This is a genomic window from Desulfosarcina alkanivorans (assembly GCF_009688945.1).
Lineage (GTDB): Bacteria > Desulfobacterota > Desulfobacteria > Desulfobacterales > Desulfosarcinaceae > Desulfosarcina > Desulfosarcina alkanivorans.
The window spans coordinates 1,332,787-1,357,751 of record NZ_AP021874.1 but is presented as its reverse complement, the minus strand read 5'-3'; the positions used below and the strand labels follow the sequence as shown (position 1 = coordinate 1,357,751).

Below are 24,965 nucleotides of genomic sequence, written 5' to 3'. Positions count from 1 at the left end.
AGACGCTATATACAATGTCTTTTATTTGTGGATATTTATTCTACTATGTCGACCTCAAAATTATATTTCATTTCTACTTCCACTTAGGCCGGCACTTGTTTCTACTGCACTGATAATTTTTTTTAGTTTGATATACTCTAAAAAAAACTCTATGTTCAAGTTGTTTGAAGAAAAACAGGTAGGTTTGTATTTTTTTCTTGTAGCAATGTTTATCATGAGTATACCCACCGCTGTTCATGTGCGTGTTTCTTTCAATTTTATTTTTCCGGGTTATCTTATAACGTTTATTTTTTTTATTCTTTTTTACAAATTTACTAATAATCTTGAACATCTTATTAAGGTAATTTTCGTGACCTGCGCTGGTTGCGGTATTTATAGTTTGATGGCTTCATTAGCTGGCGGAGGTGCTGATAGGCGACTTTTCTTCAGCACGACCTTCGATCCGAATGACCTTGCGTATTTTACATTAGTTTTTCTGCCTCTTAATTTATTTTTTATTACCCGCTCAAATGGTATTTTTATTAGGCTGTCCGCTCTTATTTTTATTGTTGCCGGTCTGGTGTTGATATTTTTAACGCAATCGCGTGGCGGCTTTGTTGCCTTGGTTGTTTCTTTGATTATATTATTTTTTTGGTCAAAAAAAATATCCAAATCAATAAAGATAGCTCTTCTTGTTATAGGTGCTTTTATAATTTCTGTGGCACCAGTTAATTTTGAAAGGTTTTCTACATTGATGAGTATTGAGGATGATTATAATCTTACGTCCCCTACAGGAAGAATTGAAATCTGGAAGACTGGCCTCAGGATGATGATAGACAATCCTCTAACGGGAGTGGGAGTTGGTAATTTTGCTCGTGCCATTGGTTATGAACGGCAAGAAATTGGATCAGGGCCAGCTAGGTGGCAATCGCCTCATAACTCATTAATTGAGGTTGGAACTGAGGCTGGCTTTATTGCTTTGGGTCTTTATCTATACCTCAGCTTTAATGCCTTGCGGATTTTTGTCAGGGGCAGAAATCAAACCCGTGAGCCTGTTTTAAGTAGAATATGTGAATTTCTTGTCATCGGTTTTGTCGGCATGTTCACGGCGGCAATGTTTTTAAGCCAAGCCTTCTCTATTTATTGGGTCTTTTATATTGCTTTATCGGCTGCCATTAACCAGATGCTACAACGGCAAAGTAAAGAAAAAGTTACGCAAAGGGTACTTTCATCATGAAGACTCTAAGAGTTGTTTTTTTCGTAACGTTTGCCCTCCTTATCTTCTGCTCAATTATAGTATTGATGGAGCCGAACAGATTCCAGAAATTTAATTCTCTAACATCCTCACGACAATTTAATAATCAGCGATTCGAAAATATCAACAATCTATTATCGGTGCAACACACCCTTCAAACTATTCCTTACCAGGAAAAGCGCTACTATTTATATGCTGTCTCGCCCGAGGAAAAATTTGAACAAACCATTGTAGGGGGCAATGGAGACTGTTCAAATTTTTCGTTTGGAGGAGGCTATCATTTTATCCGCAATAATATATATTTTGAACTGGTGCATTTTCTTCCGCCGCAGAGGTTGTTTTCTGGCGGCGGTCATGTGGCTGTTCGGGTACCATATCAACATAATGGATTGGAGGGTGTTGGTGTAGTCGACCTTGCCGGTGGTGGCGTGCCGATGGTTGGCGCATCAATTGCTGATATTGACGATTTGACAGATCAAAAGGACAGAATCTCATTTAATTTGGTCAATGAGAGGGCCGGTGACTTTTATCGCACCTACTATACAGAAGAATATCTCGATCAGGTTTATCTTGGTTTCACTCCAGCATCTGACGTAATAAGGTATTTCAATTTTATTGAAATCGTATATTTGAGTTTTGGCAGCCCAAAGCTTGAAAAAATGCTTTATGACGGTTTAGCTCTATTGTTCGGGCAATATTACCACATATACGTTGATGATGGTTTTCTTGAACAATTTGAAACACAGATTCTTTTGTTTAAATCACTGCTCCTCACGATCCGTATTTGTCTTTCTGTGTTGGTCGGATTGTTGTTGGCTGAGATTTATTGGTTATTTAAAGAACGAGACAGGGCTTGAACGAAGATCTTATGGCTACTATTAAAGTCGCTTACATATTGACGCCTATCACCTATGGGGGCGCTGAAAAGGTCAGCTTCAACTTTTTAAAAACGGTTGATCGTCATCAGTTTGATATCACCCCGATACTGCTGTTGCGTCCTTGGGAAGAACCTCCACTATTCGTAAAAGAGATTGTAAAGCTGGGTTACGAATACATCACTCTTACTGTTAGTTTGAAACCAGGCGGTGGTCCTCTACGGGTACCAAAAGTAGCCTGGCGACTATTGAAGCTTTTGAAGATCGGTAATTTTGACCTTGTGCACACCCATGGTTATTTTGCCGATATTTGCGCCATACCTATGGCGAGAATACTAAGTATGAAAACGATCACGACTTGCCATGGATTCATTACCAACGACAAAAGATTAAGGCTGTATAATCGATTGAATGTATGTGCTATAAAGTTATGTCAACAGGTGGTAGCGGTGTCTGAAGGCATCAAAGGACAATTAATTGCATCAGGGGTAAGGTCTCAGAAGATTACAGTTATTCCTAACGCGGTTGAAGTAACATCCGATGATATTGAGATAGCGAGGTGGCGAGTTAGTAAGCGCAAAGAGTTGCAGATTGATGATGGTGATTTTGTTGTAGGCTTTTTAGGCCGCCTCAGTCGCGAGAAGGGGGTCCACTTTCTCATTGAAGCGGTTGCTGATTTGATAAAAGATGGACTGTCGATCCGGTTATTGATTGTAGGCGATGGTGACGAAAGAGCAAATCTCCTAAAACAGGTTATTCAAAGGTGCATAAAACAAAATGTCACCTTTGCAGGGTTTCAGACTGATACGCAATGCTGGTTGTCGGCTTTTGATCTATTTACATTGCCATCACTGACGGAAGGTACACCCCTGGCGTTACTTGAGGCCATGGCGATAGGTGTGCCGGTTGTGGCAACTAAAGTGGGGGGGGTGCCGAAAGTTGTTATCAGTGAACATAATGGATTGTTGGTAGAACCTGGAAATGTTGATACAATTGCAAAGGCGATACGGCGAGCATTTGAAGATCAAGTACTTACAGGCGAATTAAGTGCTGAAGCACAAAAGACTATAGCTGCTGAGTATAATGCAGAGCAGTGGTGCCTTAATATTGAAAAATTGTATATAGAAATAACAATTCTATAATTGTGAGGATCCCATGAGAGTGCTTGTCACCAATGCAAACAGCAGAATGGCCCTTTGTATTACCAGAGAATTAAAGAAAAAAGGGCATGATGTTGTAGTTGCTGATTATATAAAAAAATCAATGTGTTTTTTTTCAAATAAAAAATCAGAACATTTCATTTATCCCTCTCCGTATTCTGATCCAGATGGTTTTATTGAAACGATTTTAGAACAAGTTAAAAAATTAAATATAGACGTTGTTTTTCCCGTACATGAAGAAACCTTTCTTTTTTCAAAAAGAAAAAGCCAAGTAGAAAATCATTTGAGGGTAGCTGTTCCTGATTACGAATCATTTTTGACCGTACACAACAAAGACAAGCTCTATGATGCCTTGACGCAGCGTTCGATTAAAACTCCAACCACTCGATATATAAAAGATTTCGATGATTACAATCAAATAAAACAACAGTTACCCGGCAAGGTCGTTTTAAAACCGAGACAGGGCGGGGGGAATTGGGGGATATTGTTTCCTGAGCCTGATTCTTGTTACAACGAACAAATCAAGCCGTATTTGAAGGATTTGAATGTAGATATCACAAGAGTTCTTGTGCAAGAATGGATTCCGACACAGGAAAAATTTTCTCATGTCGTTATCTACCAGAATGGACAATTTATTCAGGACTTTGCCGATATCCACATTCGAGACTTCCCTCTTACTGGTGGGGCGGGTGTGCTGAGGAAGTCGTGTGAAGCAACCCCGATGACAGAGATTTCTAAGCGATTGTTTGATGGTATCGGGTGGCATGGTATTGCGGAAGTGGAGTACGTTAGGCATGCTGAAACAGGAGAGTTTTATCTGATCGAAATTAATCCACGGATCTGGGGAGGTGTCAACAGTGCCATTTTGTCAAGTCTTGATGTTGTAAGTATGTATCTCGATTTGGCCGTTGGCAACAAGGCTATGCCAGATAGTTACCAAGTTGATGTGATCTCAAGATGGTTTTGGGGCGATATGCGTGTTCTGCCAGAATATTTAAGCAAAAGTAAGAGCAAATCAAGTGCAGCAGGGCATTACTTAAAGTTGCTTGTTGATAAAACGAAAACAGATGAATTTTATTGGGATGACCCATTGCCTTTTTTTACCTGGCTTTGTCACGCTATCTATAAAATGATAAGAAATAGAGGGGTCAAGCCTGTAGCTTATGATAGTCTTTCAGGAGAGTGGGAGTGAACATAGGTTCGATTATAAAAAAACTAACTTCTTTTTTTCTATATTGTATTCGTTTTTATGTTTCGAAGTTACAGTTGTTAATTCCACATCCTAAGCTGCGTTCATGGGTGTTTTACATGTTGGGTGCTAAGATAGGTACAAAAGTCAGGATAGAGGATATTAGTGTTGCCAATCAAGCTCATTGGGGTTTTGATAAGTTGGAGATTGGAGATTATTCAGTGCTGACGCATGAAGCGCGACTAGACCTTACAGGAGATATAAAAATCGGTAAAAAAACGATCATTGCGGGTAGTATTTTTACACATCAAGACTCAGGCTCCCAACTGTTTGAATCGACTACCGTCTCTCGTTTTCCAAGAAAAGTTGCACCTGTAATAATAGGCGATAATGTTTATGTTGCAGCCGCAGCGATTATTTTATGTGATGTGACAATAGGCGATAACGCTGTTGTGGCTGCAGGCAGTGTGGTAACGAATGATGTTCCTGCAGATACTTTGGTTGCAGGCGCTCCGGCTAAAATTAAGAAGCAATTAAATTAGGCAATTGGTGATAAAATGTGTGGTATTGCTGGGATTTACAACAAAACTGAAAAAAACGTAAACCCTCAGGATTTACTTCTAATGAACGGCATGTTGTCACACAGGGGGCCTGATGCATCCGGGACATGGGCTGATAAAAATATCGGACTATCTCACACCCGTCTATCAATAATCGATTTGAGCTCACTTGGCAAGCAGCCAATGACAAATGAGGATGGCAAAATCTGGATTACATATAATGGTGAAATTTACAATTTTGAATATCTTCGTCAATGGTTGATTGACTTAGGCCATCAGTTCAAAAGTACAACCGATACAGAAGTAATTATCCACTTATATGAAGAAGTCGGGATTGAATGCCTTGCTCATCTTCGTGGAATGTTTGCTTTTTCTATTTGGGATTCTAATAAAAAACAATTATTTATCGCCAGGGACCGCATTGGGAAAAAACCACTCTACTATACGAACCAGCAAGGTTGTTTCGTTTTTGCTTCTGAACTGAAAGCTTTGAAATCACTCCCCTGGCTCAACTTCGATGTTGAGTATGATAACTTTGCTGATGTGTTTGCCTATGACCACGTGCCATGGCCAAAGACGATGTTTAAAGATGTGTTCAAGTTGCCACCATCGTCCTATATGATAGTTAATGGTGAAGGGGTTCATGATGTCAGAACATATTGGAAACTTGATTTACAACACAAACACGAAATCAGTCTTGATCAAGCTTCTGATGAGTTAAAGCAATTATTGAAAGAGTCCGTTTCCTTAAGGTTGCGTAGCGATGTTCCTTTAGGGATGTTCCTCTCAGGGGGGCTTGATTCTAGTTACATTGTTGGCCTTGCTAGCCAATTGGTGAATGAACCAATATCGACTTTTTCAATTGGCTATAAAGACGATAATACCTCTGACCCTGAATATCATTTCAGTCGAGAAGTAGCAGAGCACTTTCAAACAAAGCACACGGAGCTTCTTTTCGATAAGGGGCTTATCGTTTATATGCCTCAATTGATGAAGAATTATGATGAACCCTTTTGTATTCCCAATGCTCTAGCTCATTATCAGTTATGCCGTGAAACAAGAAAGTCAGTTGTTGTTGCTTTATCAGGTGATGGTTCTGACGAAATTTTTGGTGGTTATGATGTCTATCATAGATTGCGCTTTGTTGAGGCATTAAGCTTTTTAAGTCCCTTGAGAAACAGCATAAAATCTAAAAAATATACAGGTAATTTCAGTAATAAGTATTTATTAGCTATGTGTTTAGCAATGATTCCACGAGCACATAGACGTGGCTATTTGAAGCAGGTGAACTTCAGATCACGTTCGAAGAAGATATTTTCAGATACTTTCAATATTAGTATTGATAATTATTGCTTGTCTGGACTGCTAGATCAATTTTATATAGATCAAAACCCAAAATGTTTTATGGATGGAGTTCTTGCTCAGGATTTGTTTATTAATTACGCGTGGGCTACCACTATTGCAACCGATATCTCCGGAATGTCAAACTCTCTTGAAGTGAGATCTCCATTTTTAGACCACAAACTTGTTGAATTTGCGTTTTCTTTGCCAGTTTCGTTGAAGATAGGCGATAAAAAACAAGAGAAAAAAGTTTTATACGAAGCTGCTAAAGGGTTTCTACCTGAAAACATAACCAATAGAAAAAAAATGTCCTATGGGGTGGGCATTCCTTATCAGAGGCTCTTTTATAATGACTGGCATGAATACGTTAAAGAAATTATTTTGGATGATAGTGTTAAAAATATGAATTTATTTAATCTTGATACTATTGAAAAGATGATTTCACAAAAAAACGCTTCGTATGATGACTTCAGAACATTATGGAAAGTTTTTTGTACATGTTGTTGGGTACACGGACTATATTGATAAATTGGATGGATGTTTATGTATAAATTTTCTCGCGTTTCTGATTCTGAGTTTTCTGCTTTCAATAATTTTATTGGTGATTTTCCACACGGAAATTTCAGACAAACAACCCATTGGGGTGAAATTAAGAAAGCCTCTGGGTGGAATTATGCCTGTTACGCATTGAAATATAATGACGCTTTCGTTGCGACGGCATTAATCCTCATCAGAAACATTATAAAACTTCCTTTTTCACTTTTATATTGTTGCCGTGGACCTGTTGTTGATTGGTCCAATTCTGACCACGTTGCAGCGCTTTTCGACGGATTGAAAGACGTTGTTATGCAACACAATGGGCTGTGTTTGAGGTTTGATCCTGAACCCGCTTCTATTTTTACTGGTGTTGAGGAGTGTTTATTTAACCATGGTGTTGTAAAATTGCCTGATAGGGTAACTACTTGGAACAGGGCGTTGTACTCAACAAGAGTATTGCTCAATGAGAGTGAAGATCAGTTGTTCAAGAATATGCGACGGACTCACAGGCAAAATATCAATAAATCCATAAAATCAGGTGTTTCTGTTGGAACTGATGCTTCACCAGGTGACAAAGATATTTTTTTCAACTTAATTTGTGGTTTAGAATTGCGAAGAAATTCGCTGATTCACTCAAAAGACTACTATGACTCCATTTACAACAATACAGTTGGTCAGAGTAGAGGCTTCTTTTTAAAGGCTATCTACAACGATGAAGTGATCTCCGGTCTGGTCGTTACAATGGTTGGCAACAGAGCCTGGGCTTTGTATCTGGCCAACGATTATAATTATCGCAAAATTATGCCGAACAAGTTGTTATTGTGGAAAGCTATAAAGATTGCCCGGGAGCATGGCTGTAAATTTGTCGATTTTGGCTCGACACAAGGCACTGATTCTTTTGATCCAAAAGCAGATAGTCTTGATAATCTTAAATCAGCCTATCGCCCGACAATTGTCAATTATCCAGGCTATTATGATCTGGTTAGCCGTTTTTATCATGGTTTTCGATTGGCTGAACAAAGGCTACTCCCTTTTGCACTCTCTAATTATTTCAAACTGCAACGGTTCTCGGGTTTGTTAAAAAGAGAACAGGATTGATATAAAAAAAGGTCAATAATAAATAACATGATATTTTTTATTCAACTGATAGCGACGCTGCTGGTATCGGTGTTATTAATCTACCTGACAATAACAACCTTTTACCTTCTGATTTTGGCTATTTCGTTTTATATCACCAGAGAACGAAAAATGGGAAGCGATCAACCGCTTAACCGTTTTGCGGTACTGGTGCCAGCCCACAATGAAGAACTACTGATTGGTATTTTATGTCAAAGTTTACTTGATGTAGATTACCCAAGAGACAAATATGTTGTCCATATTATTGCTGATAACTGTAGCGATAGTACCGCTGATATCGCGGCCAGCCTATGCGCTAAGGTTCTGGAGCGCACTGACCCTGCTGATGTCGGTAAAGGGCAAGCACTATCCTGGGCGTTACAGCGAATTGACCTTGACCAGTTTGATGCTGTATTAATTGTAGATGCAGATAACTATGTAGGCAACAACATCTTGACTGAGTTGAACAGGATGATCAATTCTGGTGAGCAATCAATTCAATGCTACAATGCCGTTGGTAATCGTGCGGATAGCTGGTTCACCCAGTTGCTTTACGTGTCGCGTACCATTGGAAATCTGCTGTACCACGAGGCGAAATATCGGCTTGGGTTGTCATCCTATTTAATGGGGAATGGCCTTTGTTTTAGAGCTGAACTTCTCAAAAAAAAGGGTTGGACTGCTTTCTCAGTTGGTGAAGACTGGGAATATTACGCACAGCTGGTAGAGTCGGGCGTGATGGTCGCTTTTGCAGCCAAAGCCAAGGTGTTTCATCAAGAGTCGAAATCCCTCAATCAAGCCACCAGCCAACGCCTGCGCTGGTCGAGTGGGCGCTTTTACGTTGCCTGGACCCAGGGTTTACCTTTATTGTTTAAAGGTCTTCGCAAAAAAAACTGGCACGTTGTTGATGCTTCTTTGCCATTGTTGACCCCCAACTACTCACTATTGATCAACTTGACGCTTGTCGGCTTTTTCATCTCTTTGCTGTTGCCCACCACCAACCTGAAACTGTTTTTACTTATAGCTTTTTTTCTTCTAATCATGGCTCAATTCACCCTGTTTGTTACCGGAGCTTTCATCGCTGGATCACCGATTAAAACTTCTAAAGCTGTGCTTTACGTGCCCTTTTTTTTGGTGTGGAAAGCGGTCATTGATATCCTCTGCATTACAGGGTTATATCGTGGTAAAAAGTGGGTGAGGACTAAAAGACATTAATGGTTGATTAATTAAATGAACATTAAAACTATCTGATTACATATAAACGCCGGAGTTAAACCCGGACGAATATATGAACTGTTTCCTCAAAAATGGGGTTCGTAGTTCATCACCATCCAGAAACCTTAAAGAGCTCAAAAGTAAGGTTCGAGGGCATATGAGAATGTTACAGAAGAAGCCAGGGAGAGGGTGAAGGAGTATTTTAATAATTCTAAAATAAAATATTCAGCATAGCTCTATTTGCCACCGGATTAATAATAAAAAAATATCACTCATACTGATGCAAGTTAATAAAAAAAATAACATTCTTTTTATTCTTCCACAGCTCAAATCAGGTGGATCTGAAAATACTGTTCTTGATCTGGCACTAAACTTTAAAAAAAGAGGAGATGCTGTTTTCGTAATATCCTTTTGCCCAGGCCCATTAATTGATAAATTTGCCAATCATGGTGTTAGGGTGTTTTGCCTTACTAAAAAATATAGATTTGATGTGTTACTTATTTACAAGATCTACAAAATAATAATTACTAATAATATTAAAGTTGTTAATGCTCATCACTATATATCTTTATTTTATTCGTTTTTTCCTTCTTGTTTGAGTAACACAAGGCTTATCTACACTGAACACTCAACAACTGAGGTAGATGGAATATATCATTCATTTCATAGATATCTCTTTGAGAAGATGCTGAGACATGTTCATTTGGTTGTTGGTGTGTCGGACAAAATTACTAAATCATTTATCAAAAAGTACCAAAAATCAACAACAAAGTTTGTTACAGTATATAACTCTGTTGATTTAGAAGTTTTTGAAAGTTGTTCAAAAAGAAACGAAGTTCGATCATTGTTTGGTATTAATAAAGAAAATTATGTAATCGGAATTGTTGCGAATTTCAGGATGGTTAAAAATCACCTATGTTTGGTTAAAGCATTTTCCAAAATTAATAAAATACAACCACATGCAAGATTACTATTTGTAGGTACTGGTTTTGATGATGACAATGTTAATTCTGAAAAAACCGTCAGGCAACTCATTACCCAATTAAATTTGACTGATAAGGTCATTTTTGCTGGATATCAAGACGATGTACCTGCAATGCTAAGTGCTATGGATGCTTTTTGTCTTCCATCCTTCTCAGAAGGGTTCCCTGTGAGTTTATTAGAAGCACTATCTACCGGATTAATATGTATAGGGAGCGATGTTACAGGTGTGTCTGAAATTATTAGTGATAATGAAACCGGTTTTTTATTCAATAGTGATGATGATGGTGAACTTTCTGAAATTCTTAATAGAGTCATTAATGGTTCCTATGATCAAATGAGAATTCAAAAAAATGCGAGAAGGTTGTTAGAGCATCAATTTAGTCATCAAGCGTGGATAAATAATATTAAAAGAGCGTTTTGGGATTGATATATATGCCTTTCGGGAGAAAATGATATGCAAATACAAGACGATTTGATTAATTATGAGAAAATAAAGCTCATTATTTGGGATTTAGATGATACATTTTGGAAAGGAACTTTGAGTGAGGAGAACACAACTCTTCCTCAAGAAAATAGAGAATTAATATTTAAACTCAACAAAAGTGGTATTGTAAACTCTATATGTTCCAAAAATGATTATGATCTAACTAAAAAAGAATTAGTCAAATATGGAGTTTGGGATTCTTTCGTTTTTCCATCAATTAATTGGGATTCAAAAGCTAAAAGGATTAAAGCAATTATTGAGGACATGCAACTCAGGGATGAAAATGTTTTATTTCTTGATGATAATACTCATAATCTTGAAGAAGCTCGATTCTATTTACCAAAACTGATGGTTGCTAGTGATAAAGAGATACCTAAACTAATTCATAAAATAAAGGGCTTTGAAGATAGTGATCCGCAGTTAAAAAGACTCAGGCAATACAAAGTTTTAGAGAGTAAAACGAAAGAAAGGACTCGGTTTGATAATGACAACGAATTCTTGCACGCATCCAAAATAAAAGTAACTTTACATAAAGATTGCTCAGCTGTTCAAGGTCGACTTCTAGAGCTAATTAATAGAACTAATCAACTAAATTATACTAAAAAGAGATTGACTCTCGACGAGTTAGAGATTCTTCTCAAAGATAAAGACTATGATTGCAGGTATATGTATGTAAAAGATAGATTTGGTGATTATGGCATTACTGGTTTTTATGCATTAAAGAACAATGAATTAGAGCATTTTTTATTTTCGTGCAGGATTATGGGGATGGGTGTAGAGCAATATATATATGAATATCTTGGTTTTCCCAAATTTGACAGACAAGGTGAAACAACCATTAACCTTAAAGAGCGTAACGTTGTTACTTGGATTAATGCAAGATCTTCACTGCTAAAAGAAAATTCCGGAGATAAATATAATATTATTGCTAAAGGACCTTGCGATATATCCCAAACAATGGCTTTTTTTGGTGATAATAATATTGTCGAAGAGTTTACCTATGTCGCTAATAATGGAATGTCAGTTGAAGGTCACAATCATACTTACGGGATTATTGGAAGTTTGACCTTTTCTCAAGAAGTTAAGGACGAGATAAAAGATGATTTGATATTTGTCGATGAGAACTATTTCGACACGAAATTATTTAATAACGATTTTGATGTATTTGTATATAGTTTGCATACCGACGCAAATTTGGGTGTATACAAGAAAATGGGTAGCCTTAATCAGTATGTCGCGTTTGGGGAGGCTGCATGGCCTTTGACTGATGAAATGTGTTGGGCAAAATACATTGAAGGCGAAGTGTTCAACTCTGGTGTATCTTTTAATATAGAGTTTTTGAAAAAATTCTCAACAGATTACGAGTTTGTCGGTCGAATTAGCCCTGAAGATTTTTACGATAATTTGCGACTCATCCGGTCTTTACTTTCTGAAAAAACCTTATTTCTTATTATAAATGGCTCTGAACTAATTTATGAGAATAATAGAAGTGAATCGTATTCTAAAAGAGAAGAAGTTCATAAGGAGTTCAATTCTTCATTACAAAAATTTGTTCAAAATTATAGTAATACTCATTTGATTGATGTGAATAAATTCATTGTGGGACAGGAATCCTACACAGACAATATAAATCATTATGTCAGATCTGTATACTATAAGATAGCAAAAGAAATAAAAGAAATTATAGAAGTCAATCATTCACACGGGATTAAAGTTTTACCACATAAATTAATTACTCTGGGTTTCGCCGATATGATTAAGAAAATTGCTCACACTCTCAAGGGTTGATTGCTGGTACTGAAATAAATGAGGGCAAGCAATACATAGTCACATTTTCTCTTCTGCTACTCTTATAGCTTAGCACATGGACCAGTTTTTGGGGGCCGCCGCCGATATCATGACTCTCTGGGATAGCCCTGCACGCTTACCTCTTTTTTCGTGGAAATCGTTTACGTTAGGTTAAATTAAGGGTCACGGCGATGGACCCGAAAGGCTGGACAACCTGACGTATAGGATAAGCTCTGAGCCGATTCGTTAAGGGGAGGCCTCAGGCAGCCTCCGCGAATGGATGAGGAAGGCCGTAATAAACCTCATCCGGGGTCAGGTTGTCAAGTGCCTGATGAAATCGCTCCTTGTTGTAAAATGAGAACCAGCCGCGAAGGCCTTTCCGCAGGTCGGACCCATTGTTAAAAGCGCGGAGATAGACATAGTTATACTTCAGGGTCCACCATAGCCTTTCAATAAAAATGTTGTCTTGGGCACGGCCTCTGCCGTCCATACTGATGGCAATGCCATGGTCTTTTAGCAAGCCGGTAAAATCATCACTGGTAAACTGGGAGCCCTGATCGGTGTTGAAAATTTCCGGGGTTCCGTAGCGGCGGATAGCCTCCTCCACCGCCTCAAGACAAAAGTCGGTCTCCATGGTATTGGACAGCCTCCAGGAAAGCACCTTGCGGCTGTGCCAATCCATGACGGCCACCAAGTACATGAAACCTCGTTTCATGGGAATATACGTTATGTCTGTACACCACACCTGATTCGGCCGCGTAATGTCCAGGTTCCTTAGCAGGTAAGGGTATACCTTATGCTCCGGATGCGGCCGGCTGGTTTTAGGTCGAGGATAGATCGCCTCAAGGCCCATCAGGCGCATCAGTCGTTGAACACGTTTTCGGTTGATTTTATAGCCCAGCCTACGCAAATGGTTTCTCATCGACCGTGAGCCCCAGGTGGGCGTCTTCAGGTATTGTTCGTCGATGAGCCGCATCAACTCCAGATCCTCTGCCTTTATCGGCTTGGGTCTAAAGTAATACGTGGATCGCTGAATGGGCGATGGACCCGAAAGGCTGGACAACCTGACGTATAGGATAAGCTCTGAGCCGATTCGTTAAGGGGAGGCCTCAGGCAGCCTCCGCGAATGGATGAGGAAGGCCGTAATAAACCTCATCCGGGGTCAGGTTGTCAAGTGCCTGATGAAATCGCTCCTTGTTGTAAAATGAGAACCAGCCGCGAAGGCCTTTCCGCAGGTCGGACCCATTGTTAAAAGCGCGGAGATAGACATAGTTATACTTCAGGGTCCACCATAGCCTTTCAATAAAAATGTTGTCTTGGGCACGGCCTCTGCCGTCCATACTGATGGCAATGCCATGGTCTTTTAGCAAGCCGGTAAAATCATCACTGGTAAACTGGGAGCCCTGATCGGTGTTGAAAATTTCCGGGGTTCCGTAGCGGCGGATAGCCTCCTCCACCGCCTCAAGACAAAAGTCGGTCTCCATGGTATTGGACAGCCTCCAGGAAAGCACCTTGCGGCTGTGCCAATCCATGACGGCCACCAAGTACATGAAACCTCGTTTCATGGGAATATACGTTATGTCTGTACACCACACCTGATTCGGCCGCGTAATGTCCAGGTTCCTTAGCAGGTAAGGGTATACCTTATGCTCCGGATGCGGCCGGCTGGTTTTAGGTCGAGGATAGATCGCCTCAAGGCCCATCAGGCGCATCAGTCGTTGAACACGTTTTCGGTTGATTTTATAGCCCAGCCTACGCAAATGGTTTCTCATCGACCGTGAGCCCCAGGTGGGCGTCTTCAGGTATTGTTCGTCGATGAGCCGCATCAACTCCAGATCCTCTGCCTTTATCGGCTTGGGTCTAAAGTAATACGTGGATCGCTGAATGTTCAGGATCCGGCACTGCCTGGCAATGCTCAGGTTCGGATCCTTAGGGTCCACCATCTGCTTCCGCTGCTTGATGCTTAAAGACTGAGCTTTTTTGCCAAAAAATCGTTTTCAACTTTCAGCTTGCCGATCTGTCGGTACAAATTATCAACTTGGGCCTCGTTTTGCTTTTGTGACTTATGGCCTTTATCGAAAATGTCAGCGGCACTGTCAGCCAGGGCCCGCTTCCAATTGTTGATCATGGTTGGATGGATCTTAAAACGGGCAGCCAGTTCAGCAATAGGCTCATCGTTCTTCAGGGCCGCTAAGGCCACCTTGGCCTTAAACTGGGGTGAGTAGGTTTTGCGCTTCGTGCTCATGTTCAGCTCCTTTTGTTTTGGCTGACTCAGAGCTTATCATACTGTCCAGTTTTTTGGGACCAGCGCCCACATTCTCCCAATTTTATCACTAAGAACTCAACTTTCGGGGTTAAGCGAACGCTGTTGTCACCCCGTTGCTCTTTGACAAGCCGATATACTGCAGGGCGGTTCCAATGATGGCATCAAATATGGCTGATGCCGTTTTCTCACAATAACTGGCGAATTCTTTCAAGCGTTCACCGGCAAGTGTCAATATACGGTAGAGAGCCTCGACAAAGGAAATATCTGCCATTTCATCGCAGCAGGCATAAAACAGATCGCCGAATGTGCGGTGATCTGTTTCTATCCGGCATTGATATGCCGGGAACATATACCGCATGAACACAATGCTGGTATGAGCGATCAATGCATCGAAGTCCCGGCATTGGATCTCTTTGGCCAGTTTCAGATGTTGTATGGCCATTTTGAAAAATACTTCGATGTCCCAACGCTTGCCGTAAATACGAATGATTTCGTCGTTAGCCAGGTCAACTGGCAATGATCACCTTAATGAGGCCACCGATTTTCGCCGTAATGGAGCCACCGGAAAGTGACCGAATAACATTCCGGAACGGTTTCTAAATCAGGCTTTTTCTCCTCCTTTTTGGGGTTCACTTTTTTCTGTTTTTTGACCTTATTATAGATGTTTTTAATGGGCGCGGTGACCGGTAGCTTTTTCCCTCCAGTACGACCTTGTAGGCGCCGTGGCGCAGGCGGTCGATTGTGGCCGCCCCCAGGATCCGGTTAGGGAAGGCGTCGGTCCATTCAGGCACATCCAGGTTGGACGTGACGATCGTGCTTTAACGTTCATAGCGTTCGGCAATGATGTTGTCGGCTGAAAAAATCGTCGATTTTACCAAGAACGCGGATGTCGGCTTGTGTTGGGGATCAATGCTGCTATGAATCATTTGAGCCCTTTCCATTTGATATTATTGTGTTTTTTGGCGAATCCACTATAAATCAAAAGGCTGGGCTCTTCAAGTATTTTCTCAAGTTAATTCATAGAGTTGTCCTCATTGTTGCCCCCTTGGTCTTTTACCCCGAAAGTTGAGTAAGAAAAGGTAGTGATGTTAATTATATTTTATAACAAAATATTACAAAGAACGACTTACAAAAGGATTATTTTAGCATTAATTTTTGTAATTTTAATTTCAATAGCAGCTATATCAATAAATATGCATTTAATTCCTGCAATATTAGTATTTTTTTTATTTAATTTCATTAGCATATTTATCATCCTAATGATTTACTTGAAAATAAGAATATATTTTATAAACAGAAAAATATCAATACCGCATTTTAGATCAGAAGATATGTTTTATGGTATGGGATTAAACGACGCGGTAATACAAGAACTATTAAGCCATAAAAACAATGAAGAAGTTTTGATAGCAGAATATGATCAGGACAATAAGATTTTCTCTTATATTGGAGACATACCTCTATTCTCAAAATTTATTGTAACGCAAAACGAGTTTAAAAGCAGATCTACTAATAGGGTTAGCATTGTTCTTTTTAAAGGTGAGGTTTTAATTAAAAAAAAATATGCTTCACCAAGGATGTTTTTTTCTGAATTATTCGTACTATATTTCCTTAGGAATGTTAAAGACACTCCTGATTTAAAAAAATTTAATCTATATAATTTAGTAACTTATCAAACTTTCGTCCCAGGGAAAAATTTAGGCTCTGAATTAACTAGATATGGCATTTCAGTCTCTGATCAATATCAGTTAGACGTTAATTACAACAAATTAAAATCAGGAAATCCTTTTAATCAGGAAATTAATTATGCTTCTTTTAAGATCTTAATGGCCAACGTGATTAAACATGATTTTATTCCAGATCTCTACTTGTTGTTAAACGACATCCATGAAAAAGGAGTTATAATAAATGATTTGAAGTTTGGTAATATATTAACGTTTGGAGATAAACCGTTTTTGATAGATTTTGACAGAAGCGATATTTGTTTTCCAAAAACTAAGAAATTATATTATAAAATAAGTGAAGAGGTCAAAAAAATTGATTTCCTTTTTTCAAGTTTCGAAAATCCAGAAAGCCGAATTTATGAAAGAGACGCGAATCACGGCGGTGGATGAAGATGTTGTCCCGATAGGAGCCCAGCCGTCAATACTGATGGGTGTGTCGCCGGAAATGCAATAATGTACCAAAAATGGGAACGAAAAGTGTACCACCCTTGAAAGGCAACCCATGGTAGATTCCTCTCTTAAAGGAGGGAGTCGCCATGATCGCATGGGAGGTGTACATGGACATTGTTGCATTACATCGGCAAGGGCATTCCGATCGGGCCATTGCCAGAAAACTTGGCGTTCACTGCGTATTCCGCTCAATCTGACCACTCATTCCGGAGGATAGTGACCAGTCATTCCGCTCCAAAGTGACCACCTGTTCCGCTGCATTGTGACCACCCGTTCCGCTGGATAGTGACCACTTCATCGGAGCGAAGCGACGCTGGTTTTTCCTACCTCCCAGACTTGTCGGATTTCGTCAAGGACGAACGGATTTTTCTCATGGACTCTCCTTTCAGATTGATTCTGTGGGCGTTGTGAACCAGGCGGTCCAAAATGGCATCGGCCAGGGTGGGATCCCCGATATGCTCGATCCAGTTTTCGACGGGAACCTGGGTGGCGATGATGGTGGAGGAGATCGACTGCCGATCTTCCAACACCTCCAACAGATCCCGGCGCTCCGGATCGGTCATCGGAGCGATGCAAAAATCGTCGATGATCAGGACCTTGATCTTTGACAATCGATTCATCAGCTTGGGGTAGGAGCCATCGGCCCGGGCGATGGCCACCTCCTGATACAATCGCGGCGCCCGCTTGTACATGGCGGCAAAACCATTGCGGCAGGCGTTGTTGGCGATGGCGCAGGCCAGATAGGTTTTACCGACACCGGTGGGACCGAGGATGATCGCATTCTGGGCCTTTTTGATCCAGTCGCTGCCGGCCAGTCTCACCACCAGGGATTTATCCAGGGCGCGGGGCGTCTTGAAGTCGACATTTTCGATGCAGGCGCTGTCTTTGAGTTTGGCGATTCGCAGCAACCGGGTCATGCGGCGATCCTCTTTAAAGGTCCATTGCCGATCCACCAGCATGGCAAAACGGTCTTCAAAACTCAGCTCTCCCAGATCCGGTTTGCCCATCTGCTCGGCAAAAGCATCGGCCATGGCGGTCAATTTCATATCGTGAAGTTTGTCTATGGTCTGCTGGGTCATCATGGTTGATTCTCCTTCTGGTGGTAATAACGGGAGCCTCTGATATTGGGATGGGAGACACTGCGACTTTTGGACGGTGGCGCCAGCGGTTGCTTGTCGAGCCCGTTTTTAAGGATGGATTCGACATTTCTGAGGGTATAGGCACCGATGGCCACCGCTCGTTCGCAAGCCTTTTCCAGTCTGTCGGGACTGTAGCGTTTGCCCAGGCGCATCACTCCCAGACAGGATCTGAAGCCCTGCTCCGGATGCGTTTTACGCCGCATAATTTCGGTAACCACGAGCTGCGTACTCGGCCCCGTCTTCCCCGCCCAATTGATAATCCGGGAGGGCGTCCAGGCAAGGTGCCGCTGGTGGGATTTGGGCATGTGTTCGGTGACCGTAGTATGGCCGTATTTGCGATGGCTTCTCAGGTGGCTGACCACCCGACGATTTTTGTGAAAGATCGCGATGGTGGTAGCGGTCATGCTGACGTCGAGCTTCTGACCCCGAAGCTGGTGTGGCACACTGTAATAATGTCGGTCGACCTCCACATGGTAATCGATGTTTACGGTCGCTTTTTTCCACTGGGCAAACTCGTATCGATGGGCGGGTAGCGGTGCCAACACCGGTTTGTCGATGGTTTCAAAAAGATGGCGGCGGGAGGCCTTCATGCGTTGCAGCGGTCGCTGGTTGAAGATCGTCAACTTCTCAGAAATGGCCTGATTGAGTTCAGCCAAAGAGAAGAATTGGTGGTTCCTCAATGCTGCCAGTATCCAGCGTTCGACGATCAAAACGGATGACTCAACCTTGGCTTTGTCTTTGGGCTTACCGGGCCGGGCGGGAATGACCGTGGTGCCATAATGGCGCGCCAGATCCATGTAGGTAGGGTTGACATCCGGTTCGTAGCGGCACGGATGAGTGACCCCGCTTTTCAGATTGTCGGGCACCAGGATCTGGGGAACACCGCCGAAGAACTCCAGGGCACGAAGATGGGATTTGATCCAGTCAGGCAGTTTCTGGGATGCGGTGGCCTCGGCAAAACTGTAGTTGCTGGCGCCTAACGTGGCGACAAAAACCTGGGCCTCGAACGCGACCGCTCCCGTTTCGGGATCGATGATGGGCACCGTCTGTCCGGCATAATCGATGAATAGCTTTTCACCGGCCAGATGCTCCTGGCGCAGACTGATGTCGAGGCCCTTGCGCCATTTTTGGTACAGCTCGCAAAAATAGCTGTACTGGTAGCCATCCGGTTGGGTCTGTTTGTATTCGTACCACAAAAGCTGCAAGGTGACGTGCTTGCGTTTGAGTTCTTTGAATAAATCCTCCATCGGAGGCATGGTCGGTTTCTGGGCCACAGCCCGATCGACCTTTTGGTATAGGCGCCGTTCAAGTTCCCCGTCGTCGATACCGTCTGGCAGCGGCCAGGTGATCCCGGCCTTTTCGGCCAGTGCAAGGTATTTCCCCACGGTGACATGGGACATGGCACAGCTCTTGGCAATCTTTCGGTTAGTCAACTGGTGCTCGTATTTGAGCCGCAGTACCTCTTTGAACTTTCGCATGGATAATCGATCCTTTGCCATCAATCCCCCTCACGGATAAAAATGAGGAGGATTATCGTTAACGGGTCAATTTATCCAGCGTCGCTTGGCTTGCTGAAAAAGTGGTCACAATCAGCGGAATGGGTGGTCACTATGTTCCGGAATCGGTGGACAGTTTCCAGCGGAATGGGTGGTCACTATGCGGCGGAATACGCAGTTCACCGCAATACGGTTAAAAAGTACATCCATGAGGGGCAAACACCTCAGTACCAAAAAGGTAAGCGCCGGGAGAGCATTCTGGCGCCTTACTACCAGGTCATCGATGATTTCCTGGAAGACGACGATTACCGCGCCACCTGGATTTACAATCGGATCAAGCAACTGGGGTATGCCGGCAAGTACGATACCGTCAAAATCCATGTGCGTAAGCTGAAGAAGAAACTCCAGCGCCAAGCTTACATCCGTTTCGAGACCGTCCCCGGCCTCCAGGGCCACCTGGCAAGCCGGGGCCAGGCGGGTACCATCATGACGTGCAGTGTTGATCAGCACAACGTTTTTGCGGCGATCAGCGGTGCTGATCATTCGTCCTCGGGGTCCCCCCAGATCGCCTGTACTTTTTTTTGCAGCACCAATAAAGCGGCGGTTTCGGCAAGGGCTTTCTCCTTGCGCCGGAGCTCTTTTTCGAGATCCTTGATGCGTTTACGGCTGGTTTTTTGTTCCGACTTCAGTTTGATATTGGCCTGACGGTCCCAGTCGTTGGCATCTTCACAGGCGTTTCGCCATTGTTCCAGTTGATGCGGATAGATGCCTTTGCGCCGGCAGTATTGAGCGGTGTCCTGTTCGTTCAAGGACGCACTTTCCATGACGGCGGCAAACTTGTCCCGGGCATTCCACCCTTCGGGACCGGTATCCCCGTCAGGCATCAAAATCCCTTTAATCCGGGCTTCTTTGCGCCAGTTGTATAAAGTAGCTTCGCTGATGCCTTCTTCAATGGCCAACTGGGCGATTGACCGGTTGTGCGGCGGCATCATCTTTTTCAGGACCGCCTCTTTTCGCTCTGGTGAATATCGCATGCATGAACCTCCTGTACCCCCTCTTATAATGGGTTTTGGTTCATGCGACAACTATCCTGACACAGGGGGTAGTCGATGAACGCCTTCTCGCCGGCCCGATGCTCCTGGCGCAGGCTGATATCAAGCCCCTTGCTCCAGCGGTGATACAGTTCGCAAAAATAGCTGTACTGGTATCCGTCCGGATTGTCCTGTTTGTATTCGTACCACAGCAGTTGCATGGTGACATGTTTCTTCTTCAGTTCCTGAAACAGGTACTGCATGGACGGCATGACCGGTTTGTCGGAAGGAGGTCGCGAGACCTTTGCATAAAGGCGCTGTTCGAGTTGGCTGTCATCGATGTCGTCGGGCAGAGGCCACGTGATCCCAGCCTGTCCAGCCAGATCAAGATACTTGCCCACGGTGACATGGGACATGGCGCAACTTTTGGCGATTTTATGGTTGGTCAACTGGTGATCGTGCTTGAGCCTCAACACTTCTTTGAACTTTCGCATGGATAATCGATCCTTTGCCATCAAACCCCCCTCACGGATTAAAATAGGGAGGATTATCGTTAATGGGTCAATTGATCCAGCGTCGCTTCGTTTGCTGAAAAGGTGGTCACAATCAGCGGAATGGGTGGTCACAATGTTCCGGAATCGGTGGACAGTTTCCTCCGGAATGGGTGGTCACAATGCAGCGGAATGACTGGACAGTTTCCAGCGGAATGGGTGGTCACTATGCGGCGGAATACGCAATCAGACCGCCTCCAGGACAACCTCAAGCGATTGAAGCTCACTCAGGCTGCCGAGATGCTCGATACCGTTGTTGCCCAGGCCGAAGACGAAAAAGGCTCCTATCTTTCCTTTCTGGACCAACTGCTGGAAGAAGAAGTCGCCGCCAAGGAAAAACGGCGTGTGCAGACCGCCATGAAAACTGCTGGGTTGCCTTCAGCCAAGACCATCGAGGAGTATGATTTTACCTTTCATCCCAAACTGAACAAAAAGGAAGTGATGGCCCTTTTCGATCTGGACTTCATCGGCAAGCAGGAAAATGTGATCTTCCTGGGACCGCCGGGGTGTAGGCAAAACCCATCTGGCCATATCGCTGGCCACCAAGGCCTGCCATCACGGTTTCAAGGTGTACTTTACCACCATGGATACGTTGATGAAAAAGCTCAAGGAACCCCAATCCCGGCGTAAGGCGTATCTGACATCACCGTTGGTTGTGGTCGATGAGGTCGGCTATCTGCCCATCGACACGAAGGAGGCGTACCTGTTTTTCCAGTTCGTCTCCTACCGCTACGAAAAGTCATCGACCCTGATCACCTCTAACAAGAGTTTCGGGGATTGGCAGGAACTGTTCGGCGAGCAGGTCATCGCCACCGCCATTCTCGACCGGCTACTTCACCATTGCCGGGTGATCAATATCAAGGGCCACAGCTACCGACTCCGGGGCCACACATTTTCAAAGAGCGCTTTCGCCACCGCCGGATCGTCCGGGCCGGTAGCCGAGGATGGGAAAAAGGAGCTTCAATGAACCCCAGGGTGGTACAATTTTATTTTCCCATTTCTGGTACACTTTTCATTCCCATTGACAGGGTGACCAGCCGATGGGTCCACCTTCGGTCTCAAAGAGTCTTATTTCGTGCTTTTTTGCAGGCTACAATTTTTAATCACACATATTTCAATAGTACAAAATTTAACAAAACATTGAATTCTTATGGGCATAATTTCTATTATTATCAAATTGTTGTGAGACATTCAAAGTGAATCATTCAAACAAATTTTTCATATTTATGATATGCGGCACAATATGTGCTTGACCATATCCAAGATATTAACCAATGCTTTTGAAAGGACAATTTCTGATATGGTGAATTTAAAAAAAATTTCTCAATGTATTATGTTCTTACAGATAATTACGATGCTGTATTTGTTTTTTCCTATTAGCGTTTTTGCTGGCGTTAACCTGCCGTGGTCTACTACCTATGACTGCCCAGAGTTTATACAGGGTTCTGATGATCTTAATTGTGACGGGCTTCAAGAGGCGGGAGGGTGGACTGATTCCTGTGGAAACCATGAGCAGATAACCTCTGCTGCAAATAATCCTAGTGGTGGCGGTGGGAGGGGGCAAAGACACTGGTACGGGCCGGGAACAAATAGTAACAGCGGAGGCCTTAATCTAACTTTGTCTGAGCAACCCAATGAAATTTGGTTCCGCTGGTACATGAGAGTTCCGGAAGGTTTGTCTTGGGATCGATTGAACTATGACAAGTTGATCTATATTTATCTACATCCTACCTCAGTGGACTCAGAAATCATCCTAGAATGGGCTGGTGGGGATGGGTTCAAAGCAGCAAAACAGGGGATGTTGACTACTAATTCGCCTACTGGTAGCGGAGGATGGGCTACTACTATGGGACGAAGTATTTATGAAGGTGGTGATGGGCAGTGGCATTATTTCGAAGCCCATATAAAAATTGATACAAACGGCTCTAACGGCATTATGGAAATGTGGATTGATGATAGAAAAATTATTGACGAACATAATGTTGACTGGGGGGGATTTACTCAGGGAAACTTAGGGATCAGACATATTCTGATTGGTTCAAATCAAGAAGATGTCGCTGCAAGTAGCGGTTGCCAACCTGTTGATTTTGATGATATTGCCATAAGTTCAACAGGGAGAATTGGACCATTAGGCTCTACACCAATTACCACCGACCCTGCCCCTACTTGCTCAGACGGTGTACAAAATGGGGATGAGACTGGAATTGATTGTGGTGGTAGCTGTTTGCCTTGTAATTCTTATGATCCTGTTGATCCAGTTACAGGGCTGATGAAGCAGACTCAAATTATGTCAGAATCGTTTGAGAATAATAGTTGGTCGAGCCGAGGATGGTATGACGGTACCGATTCAACTGGAACAGCTCTAGGGGGGTATCAGGGGAACGCACTACGGTGGACATGGACAACAGGCAGCACAAGGCCAACAGGATTTAGTACGATCCGTAGAGTACTTGATGAGTCTGTTGATGAGTTTTTGATTGAATATTATGTCAAGCATGATACCGGCTGGCAGGGATCGGGACTTGCGTGGCACCCTCACTTAATACATGTTCTTTCAAGCGAAGATACAGCTTATCAAGGCTTTGCAGGGTCTAATAGTAATCTATATTTTGAATCTATTGTAAGTAACGGCAAAAATTATCCGGTCATACATCATCAGGATCTAGTCAGGGCAGTATCAGGGACGAACGACCTGACCGAGGTGACAGAGAGTCGAAGTGCAAATCACTGTGACACTCCCTATGCTCTTACAGGGGCGACCTCTGGGACGTGCTATGATTCCGGCGGTTGGTACTCAGCGAGCACATGGAACCCCAAGACAGTAGCAATTCCAGCAAACGTATGGACAAAGATTACCGCCTATGTAAAAATGAATACTTTTTCATCAGGTGTGGCAAACTTTGATGGTATTATGAAGCTGTGGGTCAATGACAGTTTAGCGATTGATAGCAATACTGTGCTTTACGCTGCAGGTGCTTATGAGGGTGCAACTTGGGACAAGTTGGCACTTGCTCCTTGGATAGGAGATGGTTCTCCAGTTAATCAAACCATGTGGCTGGATGAATTATCAATTTGGTCTGTACAGGATACCGGGAATACAATAGATCCTCCATCTGGAGTAACCCTCGTGAATTAGAATTATATCACTATATCATTACAAAAAATCCGATGCTTCCAGGGCTCGGATTTTTTGTATTTATTGATCTTTAAATTTACATACGATTTAATCGAAAATAGCGATTTGGGCATATTATCCCATTAACTAAGGTTTTAGGGGCGGTGCCCTAATCTTGTAGTTTACGTTTTTCCCCTCGCTGTTTATATCTTGAAAAAGTTAAGATCTTCCCGGACAGTTTGAGAGAAGCGTCATCCCCAGCCCATAGAGGCTGGGGATGGCGCACGGTCGTCCTCTCGGGTATTATTTGTTTTCCCCAAAACATCTAATTCAAAAGGAGGAAACGATGACCGCATCAACAAAGTTAGCACAAAAGCACCTTACCCTGCTACAGTTGACTGAAAAGCTGGGCAACGTCATATGCCTGCCGGATGCACAAGGTATCCCGTAGTCAATTCTAAGAATACCAACGGACCTTTCAGATGCATGGCCTTTCGGCACTTTTGCCAGGGACAATCTTACCAAGAAAATCCTCCCTGAAAATAAGATTTAGAATTTGTTGCTTGCCTACTCCGCTTGCCACAGCAGGCGGGTCTGGGTTACCTTTTTTGCACTCTTGCAGGCAAAAGGGGTAAAAAATGAAATGCATTTCCCTCAATTCCGTGGACACCTCTGAAAACCCAATTTATATGGCATCACCATCGGTAGCTCAA

Annotated in this window: 22 protein-coding genes and 1 pseudogene; 14 read left to right on the top strand and 9 right to left on the bottom strand. The window is 42.8% G+C overall.

Annotated features, from left to right (window positions below; genetic code table 11):
• The first annotated feature begins 214 nt into the window (after window positions 1–214).
• The 10 genes from DSCA_RS05965 to DSCA_RS05920 all read left to right on the top strand — a co-directional run bounded on the left by DSCA_RS05965 (window position 215) and on the right by DSCA_RS05920 (window position 12,480).
• Window positions 215–1,216, top strand: coding sequence for an O-antigen ligase family protein (locus DSCA_RS05965; protein WP_167527630.1), 1,002 nt, complete (start codon window positions 215–217; stop codon window positions 1,214–1,216).
• Window positions 1,213–2,091 carry a hypothetical protein gene (locus tag DSCA_RS05960; RefSeq protein ID WP_155315557.1) on the top strand — a complete coding sequence of 293 codons (879 nt, stop codon included), beginning with the start codon at window positions 1,213–1,215 and terminating at the stop codon, window positions 2,089–2,091. Before DSCA_RS05965 ends, DSCA_RS05960 begins: the two co-directional genes overlap by 4 nt.
• Window positions 2,088–3,251, top strand: coding sequence for a glycosyltransferase family 4 protein (locus DSCA_RS05955; RefSeq protein ID WP_155315556.1), 1,164 nt, complete (start codon window positions 2,088–2,090; stop codon window positions 3,249–3,251). Before DSCA_RS05960 ends, DSCA_RS05955 begins: the two co-directional genes overlap by 4 nt.
• A gap of 13 nt (window positions 3,252–3,264) precedes the next feature.
• On the top strand, window positions 3,265–4,461 hold the full coding sequence (locus tag DSCA_RS05950; RefSeq protein ID WP_155315555.1) for a carboxylate--amine ligase: 1,197 nt from the start codon (window positions 3,265–3,267) through the stop codon (window positions 4,459–4,461).
• Window positions 4,458–5,000: an acyltransferase gene (locus tag DSCA_RS05945; RefSeq protein WP_155315554.1), complete on the top strand. Its 543-nt coding sequence runs from the start codon at window positions 4,458–4,460 to the stop codon at window positions 4,998–5,000. Before DSCA_RS05950 ends, DSCA_RS05945 begins: the two co-directional genes overlap by 4 nt.
• 15 nt (window positions 5,001–5,015) lie before the next feature.
• Entirely contained in the window at window positions 5,016–6,884 is a 1,869-nt protein-coding gene (gene asnB / locus DSCA_RS05940; protein ID WP_155315553.1) for an asparagine synthase (glutamine-hydrolyzing), read from the top strand.
• A gap of 18 nt (window positions 6,885–6,902) precedes the next feature.
• Window positions 6,903–7,994, top strand: a complete 1,092-nt coding sequence (locus DSCA_RS05935) for a lipid II:glycine glycyltransferase FemX (RefSeq protein WP_167527629.1) — start codon at window positions 6,903–6,905, stop codon at window positions 7,992–7,994.
• A gap of 27 nt (window positions 7,995–8,021) precedes the next feature.
• On the top strand, window positions 8,022–9,224 hold the full coding sequence (locus tag DSCA_RS05930) for a glycosyltransferase family 2 protein (RefSeq protein ID WP_155315551.1): 1,203 nt from the start codon (window positions 8,022–8,024) through the stop codon (window positions 9,222–9,224).
• A 280-nt stretch (window positions 9,225–9,504) separates the two neighbouring features.
• A complete protein-coding gene (locus tag DSCA_RS05925; RefSeq protein WP_155315550.1) occupies window positions 9,505–10,635 on the top strand; it encodes a glycosyltransferase in 1,131 nt (376 codons plus the stop codon).
• Between the two features lie 27 nt (window positions 10,636–10,662).
• Window positions 10,663–12,480, top strand: coding sequence for an HAD family hydrolase (locus DSCA_RS05920; protein ID WP_155315549.1), 1,818 nt, complete (start codon window positions 10,663–10,665; stop codon window positions 12,478–12,480).
• A 259-nt stretch (window positions 12,481–12,739) separates the two neighbouring features.
• Here DSCA_RS05920 and DSCA_RS05915 read toward each other — a convergent pair.
• The 4 genes and pseudogenes from DSCA_RS05915 to DSCA_RS33135 form a co-directional block, all read right to left on the bottom strand.
• Window positions 12,740–13,516 (bottom strand): annotated as a pseudogene (locus DSCA_RS05915) (IS3 family transposase); the annotation flags it as partial.
• 73 nt (window positions 13,517–13,589) lie between these two features.
• A protein-coding gene (locus DSCA_RS05910) for an IS3 family transposase (RefSeq protein ID WP_407924241.1) occupies window positions 13,590–14,725 on the bottom strand; the annotation gives its coding sequence in 2 pieces (ribosomal slippage) (window positions 13,590–14,452 and window positions 14,452–14,725; 1,137 coding nt in all).
• Between the two features lie 109 nt (window positions 14,726–14,834).
• A complete protein-coding gene (locus DSCA_RS05905) occupies window positions 14,835–15,263 on the bottom strand; it encodes a hypothetical protein (protein WP_155315546.1) in 429 nt (142 codons plus the stop codon).
• Between the two features lie 112 nt (window positions 15,264–15,375).
• Window positions 15,376–15,558 (bottom strand): ATP-binding protein, encoded by a 183-nt coding sequence (locus DSCA_RS33135; protein WP_269434707.1) that lies wholly within the window; start codon window positions 15,556–15,558, stop codon window positions 15,376–15,378.
• 273 nt (window positions 15,559–15,831) lie between these two features.
• On the opposite strand from DSCA_RS33135, the gene DSCA_RS05895 reads away from it, so the two are divergent.
• A complete protein-coding gene (locus DSCA_RS05895) occupies window positions 15,832–16,860 on the top strand; it encodes a BUD32 family EKC/KEOPS complex subunit (RefSeq protein ID WP_155315545.1) in 1,029 nt (342 codons plus the stop codon).
• Between the two features lie 383 nt (window positions 16,861–17,243).
• Here DSCA_RS05895 and istB read toward each other — a convergent pair whose 3' ends face one another.
• From istB to DSCA_RS05870, 5 genes are all read right to left on the bottom strand, one after another.
• The gene (gene istB, locus DSCA_RS05890; protein ID WP_155315544.1) at window positions 17,244–18,002 is read right to left on the bottom strand and encodes an IS21-like element helper ATPase IstB; all 759 of its coding nucleotides are present in this window, start codon (window positions 18,000–18,002) and stop codon (window positions 17,244–17,246) included.
• Window positions 17,999–19,558, bottom strand: coding sequence for an IS21 family transposase (gene istA, locus DSCA_RS05885; protein ID WP_155315543.1), 1,560 nt, complete (start codon window positions 19,556–19,558; stop codon window positions 17,999–18,001). The genes istB and istA overlap by 4 nt, the downstream gene beginning before the upstream one ends.
• 90 nt (window positions 19,559–19,648) lie before the next feature.
• Complete coding sequence (locus DSCA_RS05880; protein ID WP_155315542.1) at window positions 19,649–20,098, bottom strand: hypothetical protein; 450 nt, start codon at window positions 20,096–20,098, stop codon at window positions 19,649–19,651.
• A complete protein-coding gene (locus tag DSCA_RS05875) occupies window positions 20,095–20,589 on the bottom strand; it encodes a transposase (RefSeq protein WP_155315541.1) in 495 nt (164 codons plus the stop codon). The genes DSCA_RS05880 and DSCA_RS05875 overlap by 4 nt, the downstream gene beginning before the upstream one ends.
• 23 nt (window positions 20,590–20,612) lie before the next feature.
• Window positions 20,613–21,080: a hypothetical protein gene (locus tag DSCA_RS05870; RefSeq protein WP_155315540.1), complete on the bottom strand. Its 468-nt coding sequence runs from the start codon at window positions 21,078–21,080 to the stop codon at window positions 20,613–20,615.
• Between the two features lie 189 nt (window positions 21,081–21,269).
• Between DSCA_RS05870 and DSCA_RS32900 the strand changes: the two genes are divergently transcribed.
• From DSCA_RS32900 to DSCA_RS05860, 3 genes are all read left to right on the top strand, one after another.
• Entirely contained in the window at window positions 21,270–21,767 is a 498-nt protein-coding gene (locus DSCA_RS32900) for an ATP-binding protein (protein ID WP_269434648.1), read from the top strand.
• Window positions 21,706–22,104, top strand: a complete 399-nt coding sequence (locus tag DSCA_RS32895) for an ATP-binding protein (protein WP_407924240.1) — start codon at window positions 21,706–21,708, stop codon at window positions 22,102–22,104. The genes DSCA_RS32900 and DSCA_RS32895 overlap by 62 nt, the downstream gene beginning before the upstream one ends.
• A gap of 282 nt (window positions 22,105–22,386) precedes the next feature.
• Window positions 22,387–24,273 carry a hypothetical protein gene (locus DSCA_RS05860; RefSeq protein ID WP_155315539.1) on the top strand — a complete coding sequence of 629 codons (1,887 nt, stop codon included), beginning with the start codon at window positions 22,387–22,389 and terminating at the stop codon, window positions 24,271–24,273.
• The last annotated feature ends 692 nt before the right edge of the window (window positions 24,274–24,965 follow it).